This is a genomic window from Paraburkholderia ferrariae NBRC 106233 (assembly GCF_000685035.1).
GTDB lineage: Bacteria > Pseudomonadota > Gammaproteobacteria > Burkholderiales > Burkholderiaceae > Paraburkholderia > Paraburkholderia ferrariae.
Map to the genome: position 1 here is coordinate 55487 of NZ_BAYB01000008.1, position 20051 is coordinate 75537.

The following is a 20051-nucleotide window of genomic DNA, read 5'->3' on the forward strand; positions in this document are numbered from 1 at the left end:
AAAATATGGCATCGTGCAGGGAACGCCGCTCGCGCGGATCCGGCGGCGCCGCGATGGAGGAGGCGGTTTTACGCCGGCGCTTTTACGCCGGCGGCTTCAGGCGAGGCTCAACCGGCGGGCTGCCAGCCTAGCCCGAGACTCTTCTGCAGCGAAACGAAATCCTTGAGCAGTTCCGCCTGGCCCGAGATCACGTCCTGTTGCGAGAGGAACTCGGCGCGCTGCGTGTCGAGCAGATCGACGAGGCTCGACGCGCCCGCGCGATACCGCTGGCGCATCAACGTGGCCGAGCGCTCCGCCGATTCCTGCACCTTCTGCAGCGTCACCAGATGCTCGCGCTGATAGCCGTAGCGCGAGAGCGACGCGTTGGCATCCTGCAGTGCAGCAAGCACGGCCTTCTCATAGCGCGCCTCGGCTTCGTCGCGCGAGGCTTCGGCGCCGTGCACCGCACCGAGCGTGCGGCCGAAATCGAACACGTTCCATTGCAGATACGGCGCGCCCACCCAGCTGAAGTTGCTCTTGCGCAGGAGGTGGCCCGGGTCGGCCGCCGTGAAGCCCAGATCGCCGAAGAGCGTGAGCTTGGGCAGGAAGTCGGCAATATGCTCGCCGATCTGCGCATTGCTCGACGCGAGCCGGCGCTCCGCCGCGCGGATATCGGGACGCTGCGCGAGCATGGTCGAAGGATCGCTCACCGGCACCGCTGCCGGCATGGCCGGCAGCGGCTTCGCGGCGGCCAGTTCCTGGTCGAGCGCGCCCGGCGCCTTGCCGGTCAGCACCGCCAGTTGATCGAGCGAAATCTCCACCTGGGCCGCGAGCGGCGTGATGGTCGAACGCGTGTTCTCCACCTGGGTGGTCAGCCGCTCGACGTCCACGTCCGCCGCCGTGCCGCCCGCGCGGCGCTGCTCGGTGAGCGTGAGCATCTGCTGCTGCAGGGCCGCCGTGCGCTGCGCGATGGCGAGCCGCTGCTGCTGGTCGCGCAGGTCGATGTAGGCCTGCGCCACTTCTGCCGCCAGCGAGACTTGCGCATCGGCGAGATCGGCGTTCACCGCGTCGGCCTCGTCGTTTGCCGCTTCGATCGCGCGGCGCGTGCCGCCGAAGAGGTCGATTTCCCACGAAGCGTCGAAGCCTGCCGTGTAGAACTGCAGCGGGCCGCCGCCGCTCGAAACCGCGCTGCTGCCGCTATCGCCGCCCTGCGTCTGCGAGGACGTAAATGCGCCGAGATTCGGCTCGCGCATGCGCACGGCCGCCGCGGACGCGGAGACCTTCGGCAGTTCCGCCGCGCGCTGCTGCGCAAGCTGCGCGCGCGATTCGCGCAGCCGCGCCTGCGCCGCGCGCAGGTCGGGGTTATGCGCGAAGGCCGCGGCAATCAGTTCGTCGAGCTGCGGGTCGTTCAGCGCGAGCCACCACTCGCTCGGGGCCGGCGTGGGCACGACGCCCTTCGCGGGCGTGCGCACGAAGGTGGCGGCGCTGGCGGCTTCGGGCGCCACAACGGGCGCACCGCGGTAGTCGGGGCCGACGGTGCAGGCCGCGAGCGCGCAGGCGGCGGCGAGCGCCGTGAGCGGGACGATGGAGGGGCGGAAAAAACGAATTGCCGTCATGAGAGCAAAAGTGAACGTCAATGGCCGGCGGACGGCGCCTTGGCGCCGGGCTGGGGCTTCTTGAGCAGGAGCGCGAGCGGAATGCAGGCGGCAAGCGCGATGCCGAGCACCCAGAACGTTTCGGAGTACGTGATGACCATCGACTGCTGCTGGATCTGCGCGGCGATCTGGCCGAGCGACTGCATCTGCGCGTACGCCATGTCGCCCGTCTGCGCGAACCAGTTCGCGGCGCCGGAGGCGATGCGCTCCTGCCCGATCAGAGAATTCGCGCTGATGGACTCGCGCAGGATGGCCGTATGGAAGGTCTCGCGCCGGTCGATCAGCGTGCCGATGATCGCAAGCCCCACCGACCCGCCCAGGTTGCGCGCCATGTTGTAGAGCCCGGCGGCGTCGCCCGAATCCTCGCGCGCGACGGCCGCCATCGAAGCCTGGTTGAGCGGCATCATCGCCAGCACCTGGGCGCAGCCGCGGATGAGCTGCGACCACACGAAGTCGTGGCCCACGCTCTGCGCGGTGAGCGAAATGTCGAGCATGCAGCTAAACGAGAACAGCACCAGGCCACTCACCACGAGCACGCGAAAATCCATCTTGCCGAGCAGGCGCGGCAGGACAGGCATCATGAGGAACGCCGGCAGCCCCGAGAGCAGCATGATCGCGCCCGACTGCTCCGCGTTGTATCCCGCCACGAGGCTCAGGAACTGCGGCAGCAGGTAGGAGATCCCGTAGAGGCCCGCCCCCACGGCAAACACAATGACGATGACGCTCGCGTAGCGCAGGTTGCGCATGAGCGACAGGCGCAGGATGGGCTTTTTCGCGGTGAACTGCGAGAGCGCGATCAGCGCCATGCCCGCCAGCGAGACCCAGGTGAGCGCGACGATCATGTTCGACTCGAACCAGCGCTCCCGCTGCCCTTCTTCGAGCACGACGGTCAGCGAAGACAGGCCGATCGCAAGGCCCACGATGCCGAGCCAGTCGGCCTTGAAGAACGCCTCCCAGTGCGGCCGGTCGGGCTCGAGCCCCACCACGAGCAGCGTGATGAGCGCGAGACACACGGGCAGGTTGATGAAGAAGCACCAGCTCCAGCTGATGTTCTCGGCGAGCCACCCGCCCACCACGGGCCCGAGCAGCGGGCCGAGCAGCACGATCAGCCCGAACACCGTCATGCCCACGGGCAACTGCGAGAGCGGCAGCCGCGTGCGGATGATGGTCTGCCCGGTGGGGATCATCGCGCCGCCGGTAAAGCCCTGGCCGATACGCCCCGCGATCATCGCGGGCAGCGTGTGCGACCAGCCGCACATCATCGAAAAGCCGATAAAGAGCGCCGAATTCGCCAGCAGGAAATTTCGCAGTCCGAACACACGCGTGAGCCACGCGGCGAGCGGAATCATCACGATCTCGGACATCAGGTAGCCCGTGGAGATCCACGTGCCCTCGGTGCCCGTTGCGCCGATTTCGCCCTGAATCTGCGGCAGCGCCGAATTCGTGATCGAGATGTCGAGCGTGGCCATGAGCGCGCCGAGCGCGCCCGCGGCCACGGCGATCCAGTCGGCCACGCTCGCGCGCTCGCCGTGCGCCTGCGCGCCGCCGGGGGTCGAGCCAGCAGCGGCGGCATCAGCCACGATGGTTCTCGGCGTCGATGCGGCGCTCGTCGTCGCGGGCGGAGCGCGTGTCCACGTCCACCGTCACCGACATGCCCGGCAGCAGCACGTGGCGCGTTTGCGGGCCGGTGTCGATGCGGATGCGCACCGGCACGCGCTGCACGATCTTCGTGAAGTTGCCGGTGGCGTTCTCGGGCGGCAGCAGCGCGAACTGCGCGCCCGTGCCCGGCGAGAAGCTGTCCACCACGCCGTGCAGCGTGTGGCCCGGCAGCGCGTCCACATGCAGTTCGACGGGCTGGCCCACGCGCATGCGGCCAATCTGCGTTTCCTTGAAGTTCGCTTCCAGATAGGTGCTCTGCACCGGCACGACCGTGAGCATGCGCGTGCCCGGCTGCACGTACTGGCCCACGCGCACCGTGCGGTCGCCCACGCGGCCGTCGAGCGCGCTCTTCACCACCGTGTTGTCCAGATCGAGCTGCGCCTGGGCCGCGTTCGCGCGCGCCGCTTCGAGTTGCGCGCGCGCCTGCGCGAGCTGCGCCGCGAGCGCCGCGGTCTGCGAGCGCGCGGCCTCCACGGCGGCGGCATCCGCCGCGAGCGTGGCCTGCGCCTGGTCGCGCGTACTCGTGAGTTCGGCGAGCCGCTCCGTGGTTTCCGCGCCCGTGGCCGCGAGCGGCGTGTAGCGCGCCACCTCGTCGCGCGCATGGCGCAGGCTCACGCGCGCCACGTCTTCCTGCGCCTCAGCCTGGGCGATGTTCGCGTGCTGCTGCTCGATCTGCGCCTGGGCGTGCTGGATGTCGGCTTCGCGCGCATCCACCGTGGCCACGGCCTGATCGAGCGACACCTGGTACTGCCGCGCATCGAGCTTCACGAGCGGGTCGCCCGCCTTCACCGCCTGGTTGTCGGCCACGTACACGTCGGTCACATAGCCGTTCACCTTCGGCGCAATCGTCACGCTGTCGGCCTGAAGGTAGGCGTCGTCGGTCGATTCGATGAAGCGCCCCACGAGCCACCAGTGCCCGAGCCACACCGCACCGGCCGCGAGCGCGACCAGCGCCAGTCCCACCAGAAACATCCGCTTCGCCCCGCCACGCGAGGACGTTGCCTCTTTGTCCGCCACCGCGCTACCCGGTGCACCTGCCGTCGTTGACATGTTCTCGATCTCAATTTATTCCAGCCGGAAGAATTATTCCACCCGGAAGATTTGTGTCAAGTGATATATTTCTGAAAGCGAGGCAAGGAAACCTATGAGCGAGAGCAAACGGCCGCGTCGCCCCTCGGCGGGTGGCTACGCGCGCGGCGACGAAACGCGCCGCAAGATCATCGAAGCGGCAATCGGCCTGTTCGGCCAGCACGGCTTCGAAGGCGCCTCCACGCGCGAGATCGCCGCAAAGGCGGGCGTCAACGCGCCGGCGCTGCAGTATTACTTCGAGAACAAGGAAGGGCTCTACCGCGCCTGCGCGGAATGGATTGCCGACGAGTCGTGGCAGACGATGGAGCCGGCCGTGCTGCACGCGCGCAAGGTGCTCGCCGGCGAGGCGGATGGTCAAGCCAGCGACGAAGCGCTCGTCGAAGCCTTCATCGGCATCCAGATGGCCGTGGCCAACCGCACCTTCATCAAGCACCACGAACCGGACGCGCGGCTCTTCTTCGCGCGCGAGCAGAGCGGCAGCGAGCCCGAGATCGGCTCGCGGGTCCTGCGCGAGCGCGTGCGCGAACCGCTCAACCAGATCAACCTGGAACTGCTCGGGCGCATGACGGGCTGCCGCGCCGACGACCCGCGCACGGGCGTGCGCCTCTTGAGCCTCTACGGGCAGTTCCTGCTCTTTCACATCGCGCGGCGCTCGGCGCTTTCGCTGCTCCAGTGGGACGACATCGACCCGGAGCGGGCCGGGTTCATCAAGGAAACCGTGCGCGACCAGACGCGGCTTTTGCTCGCGCACTGGATGCGCGAGCGCGACGCCAAAAAAACCGCCTGAACGCGGACCGGGCCGATCCTGCGCTGGTCGGCGGCATGCGCCCCCCGCCGCCCCGTGCTACCGTACGCGTTTCGTGCCCGCCGGGAGCCCCGCCATGTCGCCTTTCGCCGCCGTCCTCAGCATTCTCGCCGCCCTCCTGCTGGGGGCCATGAGCCCGGGGCCCAGCTTCGTGCTGGTCGCCCGCAATGCCATCGGCCTGTCGCGCCGCGACGGCGTGGCCACCGCGTTCGGCATGGGCGCCGGCGCGATCTGCTTCGCGGGCGTCGCGCTCGCCGGCCTCTACACCGTGCTCGCCACTGTCGCGTGGCTCTACGCAATCCTCAAGATCGCGGGCGGCGCCTACCTGCTCTATATCGCTTCGCGCATCTGGCGCGGCGCGGGCCAGCCCGTCACGATGGGCAGCACGGCCAGCGCCGCGAGCCGCCCCGGCAAGTCGTTCTGGGTCGGCCTCACCACGCAGTTGAGCAACCCCAAGACGGCCATCGCCTACGGCAGCATCTTCGTCGCGCTGCTGCCCCAGCATCCGCCGCTCTGGTGCTACTTCGTGCTGCCGCCCTTCGTGTTCGCCATCGAGACGGGCTGGTACACCGTCGTCGCGCTCTGCTTCTCGAGCCAGCGCCCGCGCGACCTCTATCTGCGCGCCAAGCGCTGGATCGACCGGGTCGCCGCCGGCGCCATCGCCGCGCTGGGCCTGCGGCTCATCTTCACGGCGGGCCACCGCGGGCTCTGATCCGGCCTCGCTCCGGCCGGTTCTGCTTTGGGGCATCCTCAAGCCCCGCACGCCATTTGCCGTTATTGGGACAGAACAGCGCAACACCGTCGTGCTGCATCGCGGCACGACGGCCGTCCCAACCCACGGAAATGCGTGCATGAGTCATCCGGAATCCCAGACGTTCCCGCCTGCGTCCCCCTCGACCGGGCGTCCCGGCGCGCCTCCTGAACGCTTCGAAATCGCACTCGGCACGCGGGCCTACCGCCGCGCCGGCGAAGCCCGCGCCCGCGCCGCGCGCTCGTTCAAGGCACGTGGCGCGATGCTGTTCGACGGCGGCAATCTCCACCTCGTCGCGCTCGAAACCGGGCCGCTCGGCGGGGTGCGCGAAACCGACCTGCGCTTTGCGCGCGCCGACGTGCGCGACGTGGTGGTGGACGGGCGCATCGTCGGCTTCGACGTCGCGCCGCCCGGCTCGCCGCACGCCGCGTGGCGCGACGCGAAACTGCGCTATTACGACGATGTCCAGCGCAGCATGCTGGGGATTGCCGATCTGGCCTCGCTGCACCCGAAGCCGGACCCGGCTGTCGTGGACAAGCTCAAGATCCTCGTGGCCGATGCGCAGCGTGAGCACGCCGTGGCCATTCACGCGCTCAAGGCGCCCTGAATCGGGCAGAGACGTTCCGCGTCATAACGACAAGAAGACACGCGCGGAACGTTATTGCTGCGCTCTCCCTGCGTAATCGTTCGGCTCCCGAAAGGATTCGCCGACGGCAAGGGCACGGTCACTCAGCGCCCGTCGAACCCAACCTCAGCCCTTGGGGCTGTTACGCCCCCAACCCCTCGCCCGCCCCGCTCCGGACATGGCCGGTAGATGGCCAGCACATGGCCGATACCGGCTATCGACCGTCCTGGTCGGCCGCCAACGCGCATTTTCGCCCTGCCCTATACTGTAGGAAACGCTTCAGTAAATCTGACCCCTGGATGTTTTCCGTTGTCCCTGGCATCGGGCAGTCCGGTCGGCGGCAAGTGCGGGTCCGCACCGGCCGCGGCGATTGCCGGATTCATGGTCAAGCAGGCGGCGACCGGCTGCGTCGATATTCCAGCCCACTCATAAAGGAGCGAAACATGGAGAAGGCACTCAAGACACTCGTCGCGGCTGCAGCCGCACTCGCGCTGTGTGGCGGCGCTCATGCCCAGAACAACACGCTGGCAACCCCGAGCGTGAAGTCGCCGGTGGCCGCTGCTGCCGCCACCGCGAATAGCGGCTACGGCACCCCCGGCGCAACGAGCTCGGACAGCGGCATGGGCAGCGGTTCGATGGACAAGACCGCGGACAAGACCACCACGCTCAGCCCGGCCCCCGGCGCTGGCGCTTACGGCAGCCACAATACGCTGGCCACCCCGAGCGTCGTTTCGCCGGCTAACCAGTAACGGCCATCGAGGGCAGCGGGACGATCCGAAGTTCGCGGACATCGTTCGTTGCCCGTCGCAGGGAAAACCGCTGCGCTTGCGAGCAGCGGTTTTTTTTCGCCCTCGCCTCTTCTTCCGCCCGGATGCGACGCAGACGCTCGAACGTCAGGCGAATCGGGCGCGCGACGAGCGGGCCGTCATCGGGGGCCGTCGAACACCACGATGTCCGGGTGAGCGAGGAAACGGTTCAGCTTCGTCTACATTACGTCAGGCGTACAGTGACGCGTCTGAACGGAGGCAAACGATGACACGCGTTCGCGTTGAAGGCTTCACGATCTCGCTCGACGGCTATGGAGCCGGCCCGGATCAGGACCTCGACCATCCGCTCGGCGTGGGCGGAATGGAACTGCACCAGTGGCTGTTCCCAACCCGCACGTTCCAGCGCAGCCTGTTCGGCAAGGACAGCGGCACCACCGGCGTTGACGACGATTTCGCCGCCCGTAGCTTCCAGAATGTGGGCGCCTGGATATTGGGCAGGAACATGTTCGGCCCCATTCGCGGGGCCTGGCCGGACCTGAACTGGAAAGGCTGGTGGGGCGACACTCCGCCGTATCACGCTCCGGTCTTCATCCTGACGCATCACGCTCGCCCCGCCATCGAGATGGAAGGCGGCACGACCTTCCACTTCGTCACCGGCGGCGCGCACGAAGCGCTCGACCGGGCACGCGAGGCCGCGGCGGGCCAGGACGTGCGGATCGGCGGCGGCCCGGACACGATCCGGCAGTATCTTCGCGAGGGCCTCGTCGATGAACTGCACGTTGCGATCGCACCGGTCCTGCTCGGCCGCGGAGAATCGCTGTTCGCAGGCATCGACCTGCGCGCGCTGGGATACGAGTGCGTGGAATCCGTGGCGTCCGGGAAAGCCACGCATGTCGTCCTGCGGCGCGGAGGGCGCACGGACGCCTGACCGCGCGCGCAAGGTCACGGACTGAAAGCGCTATTCGCGCTTGCGCAGCGGGTCGAGCAGACCCCTCAGGCCGTTGTGATCCATCTCGTGTATCAACGCGAGCAGGCGGCCGACTTCGCCGCGCGGAAACCCTTCGCGGGCAAACCAGTTCAGGTAATGCCCGGGCAGGTCGGCAATGAGCCGGCCTTTGTATTTGCCGAAGGGCATGGTGACGGTGAGAAGGCGTTCGAGGTCCTGGACTTGCATGAGGCTATTATGCAGTGCTTTCTGTTTTCGGCAGCGCGGTGCGGCGCTTTCAAGCGCCCACCGGAGACGTATGCCCCAGCGCGGCCGCAATCGCCAGCACGGCCAACATGAACAACGCCTCGACAAACAGCCACGTATCGAAACGGTGCTGCACAACCGCGTATGCCGGGTCGTTGCGATGGGCCCGCGCCTGCAGATCCGGCAGGACTGCCATACGATTCCATCCGCCCAGCACCACGGCGGCGGCAACGCATACCAGCTTCGCCGAAAGTATGCGGCCCCAGGCCGTGCCCATGATCGAAGCATGGACTTGCGCGGTGTCCTCGATCATGTTGTAGATCCCGGTGATGACCACCACCACGAGCGCCATGGTCGCCAGATGGGACAGGTGGCCGCAGAACGCCGCACGCCGCATGGGTGCGTCGCTGGTGGTATACGCAAAGCCGCGTTGCAGCATCGCGGCGACCATGACGCTGCCCGCCCATAGCGCCGTGGCACACAGATGCACGAGGTGGATCGTCTCGCGCACGGAAAAGTCGCCCGAATCGGCAGCGTGGCTGGCCGCGGCCTTCCCCGCTGCCCAGACGACGAGGCCAAGTGCGAACAGGGGCAACCCGCGGCGTGCGGGCAGGCGGCTCAACGCCGCCAGCAACGCGCCGGTGAACCCGATGGTCCATGCGAGTCCAAAGTGAGACTCCGATAGCACGGCGCCCACGGCGGAGCCGGCCTCCATCAGTGGCGAGCCGCTCATCACTGCCGCCTGCAACCAGAGATAGGCAAGCGCCGCGATCGCCATGGCCAGCGCGAGGAGCAACTGCCCGATGCGCAACGAGGCCGGCACAATGAGGCCACTGCGCCCGGCCATCACGCCGCAGGCCAGCGTGCCGGCTGCGGCCGCAAACAGCACGTCCTGTATTGCCGCCAGCACAATCTGCGCAATGACGAGCGGGTCCACGCTTATTTCACCGTGAACGTATAGTGCCCTTGCGTACGATGGCCGTCGTCGGCGACCGCCACCCAAGCCACCGTATAGACGCCCGGCATCAGCGCATTGAGGCCCACCGACATGTGCTTCTTGTTCGACGGATCGACCACGGCCTTACCGCTCGTCGCGGACTTGCCCTGAGCGTCGGTCACGGTAATCGAGCTGAACGCGGGTTCGATGCCGTCGTCGAAATCGATTGCCACTTCCTTCTGCGTGGCCGGCACGGTTGCGCCGGCAGAAGGATCCTGGTGCTGCGGATAGGCATGGGCGTGCGCGAGCTGGCAGGCGGCGACGAAAAGCGCGGCGACAGCCGTGCGCGCGAAGGTATGCAGTTTCATCAGGAGTCTCCTTCAATCAGAAAAGGGGCTTGCCAATCGAGCCCGGGAAGATGTCGTCGAGGAACAGGTGCGCATCGAGCAGCACCCCGACGTGGGCGCCGGTCAGGCGATTCACCGGAATCTGCGCTTCGACGCCGAATTGCCCCCAGTGGTTCAGCCACAGCACGCCGGGGTTGATGGTCCCGGTCGTTTGCCCGGCGCAAGCGCCTGCCGTGCAGGTGCTCATCGGCGCTTCCACCACGAAATAGGCGCCGGCGAGCGGCTGCGGCAGGCCGAAATCCTTCACCTCATGCTGCAGGTAGGGGATGCTGTACTGCAGCGTGAGGCCCCAGAAGAACGAGTTCGGCCCCTGATCCGACGATGCGGTTGTCATGTTCGGGCTCAGTTGCGCGGTGACGGCCATCGGCCGCAGATACGAAAGCGCATCGGGCAGATCGCCGAAGCCCTTGCCCAGGTAAAGATTCGGGCTGATCGTCGAATACGGGCTTCCGATCGATCTGGCGCCGGTGCCGCCAATCTCGGCGAGGAGGCCGACCGATGCCATGAATTCGTGCGCCGCGTTCGCGTAGACCATGTACTTCGTGCCCACGGTCACGTTATCCCAGCCTTTGGCGGACCCGCCATCTGGATCGTTCTGGCTCACGTAGTCGCTCGAAACGCTGAGCTGCCAGTTCCGCGTGATCGTTTTATCCCACTCGTACGAGACGGTGTTCACGTTCATGTCGTCGCCGTTGGCATCCGGCGACTTGATGTGACCGAACTGCGTGTCGAATTCGTCGTCCACGCCGGGGTCGTCGACGGTCATCGTCGCGGGGAAAATGCGGTCGCCGACCACGGCGTGGGCATGGGCGCCGGAGGCGTGGGCGAGGCAGGCAATGGCGGCAAGCATGGCGGCGCGCGAAGGCGAGGCATGCCGCTCGAAGAAGGAGCGCATGAGAGTTTTCTCCAGTTGTCGTTCGATAGCGTCGTGCGCGGGCACGACAAGCGGCCGCCCGCAACGTATGCAAGGCGGCAACACTTGAAAAGGCAAAACGAGATCAGGAGAAAACGGGAGGGGCCCGCGATTGCGCAACCGTGTGAACAACCTGGTGGCGCACTTCGACCGGTGCGACCGCCACCAGCACATGCGTTTGCGCCAGTGCCGCGGCAAGCGCTGCCGGCGTACCCGGCAGCGTTGGGACGTGCGCGATCAGGCTGCAATAGGGGCAAAGCCGCCAGTGCGCCCCGGCCTGATGTGCCGGCTTGCCGTCTTGCGCAGGCGCCGCGACTTCGGCCGAGCAATAAGTCTGCAGCGCATCGCTGAGCCGATGATGCGACGCCAACACCTGCGACACCGTCGGCGCGAGCGTCACCATCAGGATTGCAAGCAATCCCAACAGGCTGCCGAGTCGAGGGAAGCGAACGCGGTACATGGCGCGCGGCGTGAACGCGAAAAACGAGGACGCTGAATTATGCCACGCGCCCCGCGCGTTCAAGCTGCAAAATCGGGCGCCCCCCTACTCCCGTCAAGGGAAAGCAATTAGAAAGAAAACGACACGCAATGCGAAAGAGAATCGACTGTGCGTAATTGGCGAGGTATAAGCCCAAATGGCTACGCAACAACACGGATGCCGGGGGAAGCCGGTGAGATTCCGGCGCGGTCGCGCCACTGTATCGGGGCATTGCATTGCCGGTCTCGCCCCGGAGTCAGACCTCGCGGCATCGTCCTTTCCATCTGTCACGGAACGCGTCAATTCCGGGAGATATTGAATGCTTGATCACCTGATCCAGATTTTCAACGACTCGAATTCGAGAGTCCGCAACAAACTGTTCGGCATCTATGGCGTGCTCATTGCCATCAACATACTGGCCTGGGTGTGGGCACTGGCGGCCTTCCACGCGTACCCCGTGCTCCTCGGCACGGCGATGCTCGCCTATGGTTTCGGGCTGCGCCATGCCGTCGATGCCGACCACATTGCGGCAATCGACAACGTGACACGCAAGCTCATGCAGGAGAACAAGCGGCCCGTTGCCGTGGGATTCTTCTTCTCGCTCGGACACTCGACCGTCGTCGTCCTGGCTTCGGCCGGCGTGGCACTGGCCACCGCCGCGATGCAGAACCGCTTCGACTACTTCAAGGATATTGGCGGTGTGATCGGCACACTCGTTTCCGCCTTTTTCCTCTTTGCGCTCGCGCTGATGAACCTCCTGATTCTGCGCGGCATTTACCGCGCGTGGAAACACGTCCGCAGCGGCGGCGCCTATGTCGATGACGACTTCGACATGCTGCTTGCCAACCGCGGCTTCGTGGCGCGGCTCTTCCGCCCGCTCTTTCGCCTCGTGACGCGAAGCTGGCACATGTATCCGATCGGCTTTCTGTTCGGCCTCGGCTTCGATACGGCGACCGAAATCGGGCTGCTCGGCATCGCGGCAACGCAAGCGGCAAAGGGGCTTTCGCCGTGGTCGATCATGGTGTTCCCCGTGCTCTTCAGCGCAGGCATGTCGCTGATCGACACGCTGGATGGCCACCTGATGCTGGGCGCCTATGGCTGGGCCTACCAGAAGCCGCTGCGCAAGATCTACTACAACATGACGATCACCCTGGTTTCGATTGTGGTGGCTGTCGTGATCGGCGGGATCGAGGCGCTCGGCCTGCTCGCCGACCAGTTGAACCTGAAGGGTGCGCTCTGGGATACGATCGGCTCGCTCAACGATAACTTCGGCATGCTGGGCTACATCATCATCGGCATTTTCGCCCTTAGCTGGATTGCGTCGGTCGCGATTTACCGGGCGAAGCGGCTCGACGATGTGCAGGTAGGTTCGCAGTCCTGACTGGATTGTGGCGGCGGGTGGGGCAACGTGGCGGCTACGCCGGGTTGTCTCTGCCGGTTATGCGAGAGCGGCTGAGGCCCCGGTCCGTTACGCCGATTCGTCGACGCGGCGCAGCGGGGAACGGTGGTCGCGGAATGCTTTCGGCCACTGATCACGTTCGCCATGGTGAAGGCCGCGTGGCCACCCATCATTCTCCGGGGGTCGATTCAGCGCCGAGGCGCCGTATCTTCTGGCTCGAACCATTCGGGCCAGGAGCAGACGTAGAGAGTGTCCTGCAAGCGGCAGCGGCCGCAGGTATCGCAGCCGACCAGCGGTCGCTTAATCGTCCGTTCGACGGCATGTAGCGCGTGCGCAGCCACGCCGGCCTTCCAGATCGGCCGCGTCACGCTCCAGCCAAAGGCTCTGCTGAGCCATCCCGTGCGACTGAAGAACTGGCTATGTACCGAAGAGAGCAGCGTGTGTCGCGGCGCTCCCGGCGGGTGGCGGTGACATCGGATTGCCCCATTTCCCAGGCACCGCTTTCAGGGGTGAAGCAGACTTCGGGCGCCCCCAGCGGAGGTCAACGCTCAAACCGCGCCATGCGCGGCGATGTTGCGATATTGTCCCTTGAAATAAAGCAATGGCTGCGTCGCAGCAGTTTCTTGCAGGTTTAACGCTTTCACTTCACCAATGACGATCAGGTGATCACCTGCGGCGTGTTCGGCGTAAATTTCGCAATCAAGCCAGTGAAGGCTGCCGGCAATGATCGGATTGCCCAGCGGCGATTCCTGCCATTCGACTCCATGCCACTTGTCCGTGCCGCGCCGAGCAAACTGGTTCGAAACCTTGACTTGCTCATCCGACAGGATATTGACTGCGAATCGACCTGCCTGGCGAATTTTAGGGAAGCTGGCCGAACTGGACATTACGCTGAATGACACCAGCGGCGGGCTCATCGACACGCTATAGAACGACTGGCAAGTGAAGCCAATCGGCTCGCCATCGATATGCGATGTAATCACCGTGATACCGGATGCGTAGTGCCCGAGCGCTTCCCGAAAGCTCAATGGCTCGATGACGGTACTAGGGAGTGACATAGTAGGTACTAAATACTGGGTGCAGCTCGAAAGGGTTAAGGAAAGCCTGAAGTCGTCCGGGAAGGTGGGCTGACTTCAGCCTTTGCCAATATTGAAAGCGCCCCATCGATCAGAGCCGACCGGGTCGCCTACTCAATTCTCCGCGTCTGGCCGTCGCGAGCCGCTCACGACGGCCATTTTCCGCCTCAGAATCAGTTCGAGAGTTCGCTTCGGACGATTTCTGCGCCCGCACTCAAGGCTTCCAGCTTGCCTTTCGCTATTGCACGAGACAAGGGAGCCATGCCGCAGTTGGTGCAAGGATAGAGCTTGTCGGCATCGACAAACTGGAGTGCTTTTCGCAGGGTATTGGCGACTTCCTCGGGCGTTTCAATGGTATTGCTAGCCACGTCAATGGCCCCCACCATCACTTTCTTGCCGCGAATAAGCTCGATGAGATCCATCGGAACGTGAGAGTTGTGGCATTCCAGCGAGACCATGCCGATACTGGACTTTTGCAGCCTGGGGAACGCCTCTTCATATTGCCGCCACTCCGACCCCAGCGTCTTCTTCCAGTCCGTATTGGCCTTGATGCCGTAGCCATAGCAGATATGGACAGCCGTTTCGCACTTAAGCCCTTCGATGGCCCTTTCCAGCGTGGCAACGCCCCACTCATTCACCTCGTCAAAGAACACATTGAATGCGGGTTCATCAAACTGAATAATATCGACCCCGGCCGCTTCCAGCTCCCTGGCTTCCTGATTCAGGATTTTGGCGAATTCCCAGGCCAGTTTTTCGCGGCTTTTATAGTGATCGTCATAGAGCGTGTCGATCATCGTCATCGGGCCGGGCAGCGCCCATTTGATGGGTTGCTTCGTTTGCCGACGCAGGAACCTGGCATCTTCGACAAAGACCGGTTTCCGGCGAGCAACGGCACCAACGACCGTCGGTACGCTTGCATCATAGCGATCACGAATTCTGACGGTCTTGCGGTTCTCGAAATCGACGCCGTCCAGGTGTTCGATAAACGTGGTCACAAAATGCTGACGCGTTTGTTCGCCATCGCTGACAATATCAATGCCCGCGTGTTGTTGCTCTTGCAGTGACAAACGCAAAGCATCTTGTTTGCCCTCAACCAACCCCACATCCTGCAATTTCCACGGTGACCAGAGTTTCTCGGGTTCTGCGAGCCATGAGGGTTTGGGCAAGCTGCCAGCAGTCGAAGTGGGTAGCAATTTTTTCACAACAGATGACCTTGTCTTTTGATTAGTCAAAGAGCGTAGCTAGCAGACCACTGCTCAAGAACAGCCTGGTATGGTTTGATAAACTGCTCCTCAACAAACCTTCCCTGCTCAATAGCCAGCCGGCTACGTTCTTCCCGATCGTAAACAATTCGGGTTAGCGAAAAATCTTCATGCTTCAAACTTGGCTGATACGATTTTCCTGCCGCTGAATTTGCATTGTAAATCTCGGGCCTGTAAATTTTCTGAAAAGTATCCATCGTGCTGATGGTGCCGATCAGCTCAAGATTGGTGTAATCGTCGAGCAAATCTCCGGAAAAATAAAAAGCCAGAGGTGCGGCACTGTTCGGAGGCATGAAATAACGAACCTTCAGCCCCATTTTCCTGAAATATTCGTCAGTTAGCGAATATTCATCCTGTTCGTACTCAACGCCCAATACAGGATGCTGATTTTCAGTCCGACGATAGGTCCTGCTGCTCGAAACGCTCAGGCAGATAACGGGCAGCTTATTGAAATTAGCCTTGTAGGCGCTTGAATTCACGAAGCACTTAAACAGCTTTCCATGCAGATCCCCAAAATTATCTGGAGTGCTGAATTCGGCCTGATTCTTGTTGTGCTCCAGTAAAAGCACACTAAAATCATAATCCCGAACGTAGGAGGAAAAATTATTCCCTGCAATACCCTCGATCTTCTCGCCGGTTTTCCGGTCAAGAATATTCGTTTTCAATATTTCGATCAAAGGGAGTGCGCCACCACTGCCTTCACCATCGATACTCATCTCAACGGAAATGATTTCAAGCTTGACGGCATAACGATCGCCTTTAGGGTTATCCCAATGCGCCAGGGCATTGAAACGATTGTCAATCATCCTGAAGGTGTTGCGCAAGTTCTCCTGGCGGCTACTTCCTCTAGCCAGGTTGGCAAAATTGGTCGTGATGCGCGTATTGTCTGAAGGACGGTAGTCCTCATCGAAACAAATGCTCTTGATAGCAAATGTAAAATCTTTACTCATTGTGATCTGACAACCTGATTTCCGAAATAAATTCCGCAATTACTTCTTGCTTTTCCAGAATTTTATGCCAGGTCATCCATGAATGAAAATGAATTGATTTCATGCAATCATTAGTCATTTTCATGCCGTGCTGTCCGTGTCGACGGTACGCAGCGCGACCAGACTTTGGCCCGGGTACGGTGGCGTCAAGACATTCAGCCTGCTTATCTGGCTACAGACGGCGAGCTCAGGATTCGATTGCGGAGTCGTCGTCGCCGTAGAACTTCACGCCCAGTTGAATGCGTTCCCGGCCGCTTTCCAGGCGATGCCGGTTGGTGTCGCGTAGCGAGTAGACGCAGCCGCAATATTCTTGCTGGTAGAAGTTTTCCCGCTTGCTGATCTCGATCATGCGGGCCGATCCGCCTGCCTTGCGCCAGTTGTACTCCCAATACATCAGATCGGGATAACGGGACGCAGCACGCACGCCGCTGTCGTTGATCTGCTGCATGTTCTTCCAGCGGGAAATGCCCAGCGAACTGGTCATGACCGGAAAGCCATGCTCGTGAGCGTAGAGCGCCGTGCGCTCGAAGCGCATGTCGAAGCACATGGTGCAGCGGATGCCCCGCTCCGGTTCGTTCTCCATCCCGCGTGCGCGTTCGAACCAGTTATCCCGGTCGTAATCGGCGTCGACGAAGGGAATGCCGAATTTCTCTGCAAAGCGGATGTTTTCGTCCTTGCGCAGTTCGTATTCCTTGCGCGGATGAATATTGGGGTTGTAAAAAAAGATCGTGAAATCGATGCCCGACGCCACCATGGCTTCCATGACCTCCCCGGAACAGGGCGCACAGCACGAGTGCAGCAGCACCTTGCTCTGGCCGCCAGGCAGCGGGAGAGGCTTACGGTGATGGGTTGATGTCATGACATCTCCTTTCGCTGAAGCGAAGCCGCACTTTGGCTAGCGCGCCAGTTGTTACAGCGATGCATATTTAACGGCCTCGCCGATCCGAAGAGTCATGCCTTGAAGCGGGACGCGCCAGATTTATTGAAGCAACCCATAATTATCCTGGACAGCCGGCGATCCGACCATGGATTATTCTTCATACATCCATTAGTTTCATTCATCGAAAATCCGGTCGTTGGCCTCACACTGCGTTCGCGTACGATAAGGATTGCATGGGGCTTATCCTCGATGAAGAAAAATGGCATTATCCCGCCCACCCATTAAATTTCTTCATTTTTCGCTGGTTTATCCATTTCCATGCTCGAGCGCGTTCATCTCGTCATCGTTCGCGAAGTGGCCCGTCAGGGCTCGCTCACCGCCGCCGCGGAGTCGCTTTTCCTCACGCAATCGGCGTTGAGCCACACGGTCAAAAAGATCGAGCAGCAACTCGGCACCCCGATCTGGCACCGCGAGGGGCGCAGCCTGCGCCCTACGCAGGCCGGCCAGTATCTGCTCTCGCTCGCCGAGCGGCTTCTGCCCCAGTTCGAACTCGCCGAGGAGCGCATGAAGCAGTACGCGGCGGGCGAGCGCGGCACGCTGCGCATCGGCATGGAATGCGCGCCGTGCTATCAGTGGCTGCTCAAGGTCGTTTCGCCGTATCTGGCGAGATTTCCCGATGTGGACGTGGATGTGAAGCAGCGCTTCCAGTTCGGCGGAATCGGCGCGCTGATCGGTTACGACATCGACGTGCTGGTGACACCCGATCCGCTCAACCGCCCAGGCCTGCGTTTCGAGCCGGTGTTCGACTACGAGCAAGTGCTGGTGGTCGCGGAAAATCATCGGCTGGCAAGCGAGCGCTATGTGAAACCGGAACAACTGGTCGACGAAACGCTCATTACCTATCCCGTGGAAACCGACCGGCTCGACATCTACAACCAGTTTCTGCGCCCCGCCGGCATCATTCCGCGGCGGCACAAAACGATCGAGACGACCGACATCATGCTGCAGATGGTCGCGAGCCACCGTGGCGTGGCGGCGCTGCCCAAATGGCTCGCGGAAGAATACGCGGACCGCATGCCGCTCGCCATCGTCAAGCTCGGCAAACAGGGCATCGCCAAGCAGATTTTTTTGGGCACGCGCGAGGACGATGCCGTGGTCGATTACCTGAATTCATTCGTCGAGTTCGCGCGCGAGTCGAACTGGCGGGCGCCGCGCGTACGGCGCTAACTAATCTGAATCTGGCCGCACCCGGTGGAGGCGTTGCACCCGGCCAACTCCATCAGTTACGGAACATTGCCCCCCCACCTGAATCCGCATGCCCACTATGCCGGCCGGATGTTCTGGTTCACGCGGAAAAGGTTGTGGGGGTCGAACTCGCGCTTGACAGCAGACAGACGCGCATAGTTGTCCCGGAAGCTGGCCTTCACGCGCTCCTCGCCCTCCTCCATCATGAAGTTCACATACGCCCCTCCGGCCGAATACGGGTGTAGTGCGGTCTGATAATCGCGAGCCCACGCACCGATTCGCTCCGCGTTCGCGGGATCGGGATCGACGCCGGCAAACACCGCCGCCCAGCGGGCATCGCGATAACTGAACGCAGTCTCGTTGCGGCCCACCCGGTGCGCGGCTCCGTCTATGGGATAAAGGTGCATGGTCGAGTGCATCGTCGGAAGTCGTTCGGCGTACTCATCATGCAGTGCGACCGCTGCGTCGGAAAAATCGTTGAAAAAATCGGCGCGCCAATACCACTGCAGTCCGGGCGGATAGAGGCCGTCGAACGCGCTTTGCAGCGCCGGGAACGGCAACGCTTGAACCCCGTGCAACGCAGGCCGGGTCGCCAGCACCGGAGCGAAAGCCGCATCGGCTTTCGCGGGATCGCCGCTCCAGCACCAGACCACTGCACACATCTTTTGCAACTGCAGCGGTTCGGGAAACGGCGCCACCGGCGGCACGGTCATGAACGCGAAGAAGCCGTTGAGTTCATCCGGTGCCTCGGTAATGAACGTGCGGTACCACTGCAGGATTTCCGTCGCGCGTTCGAGCGGCCACAGCGTCGGCCCGGCGACGACGTCCGACACCGGATGCAAGCGGAATTCGAATGAGGTGACCACCCCGAAATTGCCTCCGCCGCCGCGCAGCGCCCAGAAGAGATCTCCATTGCTGTGCTCGCTCGCGGTGACGAGCCGTCCGTCCGCCAGCACCACGTCGGCGGAAAGCAGGTTGTCGATCGTCAGGCCGTAGCGGCGCGTCAAGTAGCCGATGCCGCCCCCGAGCGTCAGGCCGCCGACGCCGGTGGAACTGATAATTCCGCTCGGCGTGGCGAGCCCGAACGCGTGCGTCGCATGATCGACGTCGCGCCACCGGCACCCTCCCTCCACGCGGACGGTGCGCGCGGCCGGGTCGACGCGTATGCCGCGCATTCCCGAAAGATCGATCACGAGACCGTCGTCGCAGGTGCCGAGACCGCCGCCATTGTGTCCGCCGCCTCGCACGGCCAGCAGCAGAGCATGCTCGCGCGCGAAGTTCACGGAGGCGATCACGTCCGCGACATCCGCGCAGCGCGCGATCAGCCCAGGACGCTTCGCAATCATCGCGTTGTAGACCTTGCAGGCATCGTCATAGGCGGCGTCGGCCGGCTGGACGAGCGTTCCCCGAAGGGTCGCGCGCCAGGCCGTCAAGTCGTTGTCGCTGAACATTTCGATCTCCTCGATGCGTTCCTGACACTCACTGTAGGCCGGTGGCGCACGAACGGCCATCCACAGGATTGATCAAATTGCACTGCGATGTTTCTGTGCGCGCTAGTCGATTCTGACTATCGCAGCACCCGCAGCCGCGCCAGCGCGCGCTTGACAGGTCGACGGGGCGTCACTACAACGGAAATACGGCTCATCGCAAGCATTCAGTCAGACGGGAGAAAGCGGTGTCACTATTTCTCATCGAACGCCAGTTCGCCGAAGCATTGAAGCTGGACGCCGCCGGTGCGGTAGCGCTTAAAGAAATCAACGACGCGAGCGGCGTCAACTGGTTGTTTTCATTCCTCTCGGCAGACAGGAAGAAGACCTACTGCCTGTATGAGGCGCCGAGCGCCGAAGCGATTCGCGAAGCGGCGAGGCTCGCCGGCCTGCCGGCCGACGTGGTGGTGGAAGTGAGCGAAATGCGGCCCGAGGCGTTCAGCCAGGCATCGTAGG

Annotated in this window: 21 protein-coding genes and 1 riboswitch; of the genes, 8 read left to right on the forward strand and 13 right to left on the reverse strand. The window is 63.3% G+C overall.

The features are described from left to right. Positions 1–107: 107 nt before the first annotated feature. From BFE01S_RS09065 to BFE01S_RS09075, 3 genes are read right to left on the reverse strand one after another with little or no spacing between them, the layout of a single operon-like run. Positions 108–1595 (reverse strand): efflux transporter outer membrane subunit, encoded by a 1488-nt coding sequence (locus BFE01S_RS09065; RefSeq protein WP_028225207.1) that lies wholly within the window; start codon positions 1593–1595, stop codon positions 108–110. A gap of 17 nt (positions 1596–1612) precedes the next feature. Further along, complete coding sequence (locus BFE01S_RS09070; protein WP_028225208.1) at positions 1613–3214, reverse strand: MDR family MFS transporter; 1602 nt, start codon at positions 3212–3214, stop codon at positions 1613–1615. Next, entirely contained in the window at positions 3207–4343 is a 1137-nt protein-coding gene (locus BFE01S_RS09075) for an HlyD family secretion protein (RefSeq protein ID WP_028225209.1), read from the reverse strand. Before BFE01S_RS09075 ends, BFE01S_RS09070 begins: the two co-directional genes overlap by 8 nt. Before the next feature lie 94 nt (positions 4344–4437). Between BFE01S_RS09075 and BFE01S_RS38015 the strand changes: the two genes are divergently transcribed. From BFE01S_RS38015 to BFE01S_RS09100, 5 genes are all read left to right on the forward strand, one after another. Next, positions 4438–5169 carry a CerR family C-terminal domain-containing protein gene (locus BFE01S_RS38015; RefSeq protein ID WP_042337389.1) on the forward strand — a complete coding sequence of 244 codons (732 nt, stop codon included), beginning with the start codon at positions 4438–4440 and terminating at the stop codon, positions 5167–5169. 94 nt (positions 5170–5263) lie between these two features. Further along, positions 5264–5899, forward strand: a complete 636-nt coding sequence (locus BFE01S_RS09085) for a LysE family translocator (RefSeq protein WP_028225210.1) — start codon at positions 5264–5266, stop codon at positions 5897–5899. A gap of 139 nt (positions 5900–6038) precedes the next feature. Continuing rightward, on the forward strand, positions 6039–6545 hold the full coding sequence (locus BFE01S_RS09090) for a hypothetical protein (protein WP_028225211.1): 507 nt from the start codon (positions 6039–6041) through the stop codon (positions 6543–6545). Positions 6546–7006: 461 nt separating this feature from the next. Next, positions 7007–7312: a hypothetical protein gene (locus tag BFE01S_RS09095; RefSeq protein ID WP_028225212.1), complete on the forward strand. Its 306-nt coding sequence runs from the start codon at positions 7007–7009 to the stop codon at positions 7310–7312. Between the two features lie 283 nt (positions 7313–7595). Further along, entirely contained in the window at positions 7596–8258 is a 663-nt protein-coding gene (locus BFE01S_RS09100) for a dihydrofolate reductase family protein (RefSeq protein ID WP_028225213.1), read from the forward strand. 30 nt (positions 8259–8288) lie between these two features. Here BFE01S_RS09100 and BFE01S_RS09105 read toward each other — a convergent pair whose 3' ends face one another. From BFE01S_RS09105 to BFE01S_RS09125, 5 genes are all read right to left on the reverse strand, one after another. After that, entirely contained in the window at positions 8289–8504 is a 216-nt protein-coding gene (locus BFE01S_RS09105) for a DUF3820 family protein (protein WP_028225214.1), read from the reverse strand. 49 nt (positions 8505–8553) lie between these two features. Next, a complete protein-coding gene (locus tag BFE01S_RS41850) occupies positions 8554–9459 on the reverse strand; it encodes a CopD family protein (RefSeq protein WP_052420835.1) in 906 nt (301 codons plus the stop codon). Positions 9460–9461: 2 nt separating this feature from the next. After that, positions 9462–9827 (reverse strand): copper resistance CopC family protein, encoded by a 366-nt coding sequence (locus BFE01S_RS09115; protein ID WP_028225215.1) that lies wholly within the window; start codon positions 9825–9827, stop codon positions 9462–9464. A 16-nt stretch (positions 9828–9843) separates the two neighbouring features. Next, complete coding sequence (locus BFE01S_RS09120; protein ID WP_028225216.1) at positions 9844–10761, reverse strand: hypothetical protein; 918 nt, start codon at positions 10759–10761, stop codon at positions 9844–9846. 103 nt (positions 10762–10864) lie between these two features. Next, entirely contained in the window at positions 10865–11239 is a 375-nt protein-coding gene (locus BFE01S_RS09125) for a DUF2946 domain-containing protein (RefSeq protein WP_028225217.1), read from the reverse strand. 178 nt (positions 11240–11417) lie between these two features. Continuing rightward, positions 11418–11575: riboswitch (adenosylcobalamin (AdoCbl) riboswitch) on the forward strand. A gap of 1 nt (position 11576) precedes the next feature. Here BFE01S_RS09125 and BFE01S_RS09130 point away from each other — a divergent pair. Then, positions 11577–12638: a HoxN/HupN/NixA family nickel/cobalt transporter gene (locus BFE01S_RS09130; RefSeq protein ID WP_028225218.1), complete on the forward strand. Its 1062-nt coding sequence runs from the start codon at positions 11577–11579 to the stop codon at positions 12636–12638. Between the two features lie 566 nt (positions 12639–13204). Here the strand turns inward: BFE01S_RS09130 and BFE01S_RS09135 are convergent. The 4 genes from BFE01S_RS09135 to BFE01S_RS09150 all read right to left on the reverse strand — a co-directional run bounded on the left by BFE01S_RS09135 (position 13205) and on the right by BFE01S_RS09150 (position 16842). Beyond that, complete coding sequence (locus BFE01S_RS09135) at positions 13205–13714, reverse strand: flavin reductase family protein (protein ID WP_028225219.1); 510 nt, start codon at positions 13712–13714, stop codon at positions 13205–13207. Positions 13715–13905: 191 nt separating this feature from the next. Then, positions 13906–14934: a methionine synthase gene (locus tag BFE01S_RS09140; protein ID WP_028225220.1), complete on the reverse strand. Its 1029-nt coding sequence runs from the start codon at positions 14932–14934 to the stop codon at positions 13906–13908. A gap of 26 nt (positions 14935–14960) precedes the next feature. Further along, complete coding sequence (locus BFE01S_RS09145; RefSeq protein WP_028225221.1) at positions 14961–15944, reverse strand: DUF1852 domain-containing protein; 984 nt, start codon at positions 15942–15944, stop codon at positions 14961–14963. Positions 15945–16170: 226 nt separating this feature from the next. Then, complete coding sequence (locus BFE01S_RS09150) at positions 16171–16842, reverse strand: epoxyqueuosine reductase QueH (protein ID WP_028225222.1); 672 nt, start codon at positions 16840–16842, stop codon at positions 16171–16173. Positions 16843–17181: 339 nt separating this feature from the next. Between BFE01S_RS09150 and BFE01S_RS09155 the strand changes: the two genes are divergently transcribed. After that, entirely contained in the window at positions 17182–18090 is a 909-nt protein-coding gene (locus tag BFE01S_RS09155) for a LysR family transcriptional regulator (RefSeq protein WP_028225223.1), read from the forward strand. A 95-nt stretch (positions 18091–18185) separates the two neighbouring features. On the opposite strand, the gene BFE01S_RS09160 is transcribed toward BFE01S_RS09155, so the two are convergent. After that, entirely contained in the window at positions 18186–19559 is a 1374-nt protein-coding gene (locus tag BFE01S_RS09160; protein WP_042337390.1) for an FAD-binding oxidoreductase, read from the reverse strand. 224 nt (positions 19560–19783) lie between these two features. On the opposite strand from BFE01S_RS09160, the gene BFE01S_RS09165 reads away from it, so the two are divergent. Beyond that, positions 19784–20050 (forward strand): DUF4242 domain-containing protein, encoded by a 267-nt coding sequence (locus tag BFE01S_RS09165; protein WP_028225225.1) that lies wholly within the window; start codon positions 19784–19786, stop codon positions 20048–20050. Position 20051 lies beyond the last annotated feature (1 nt).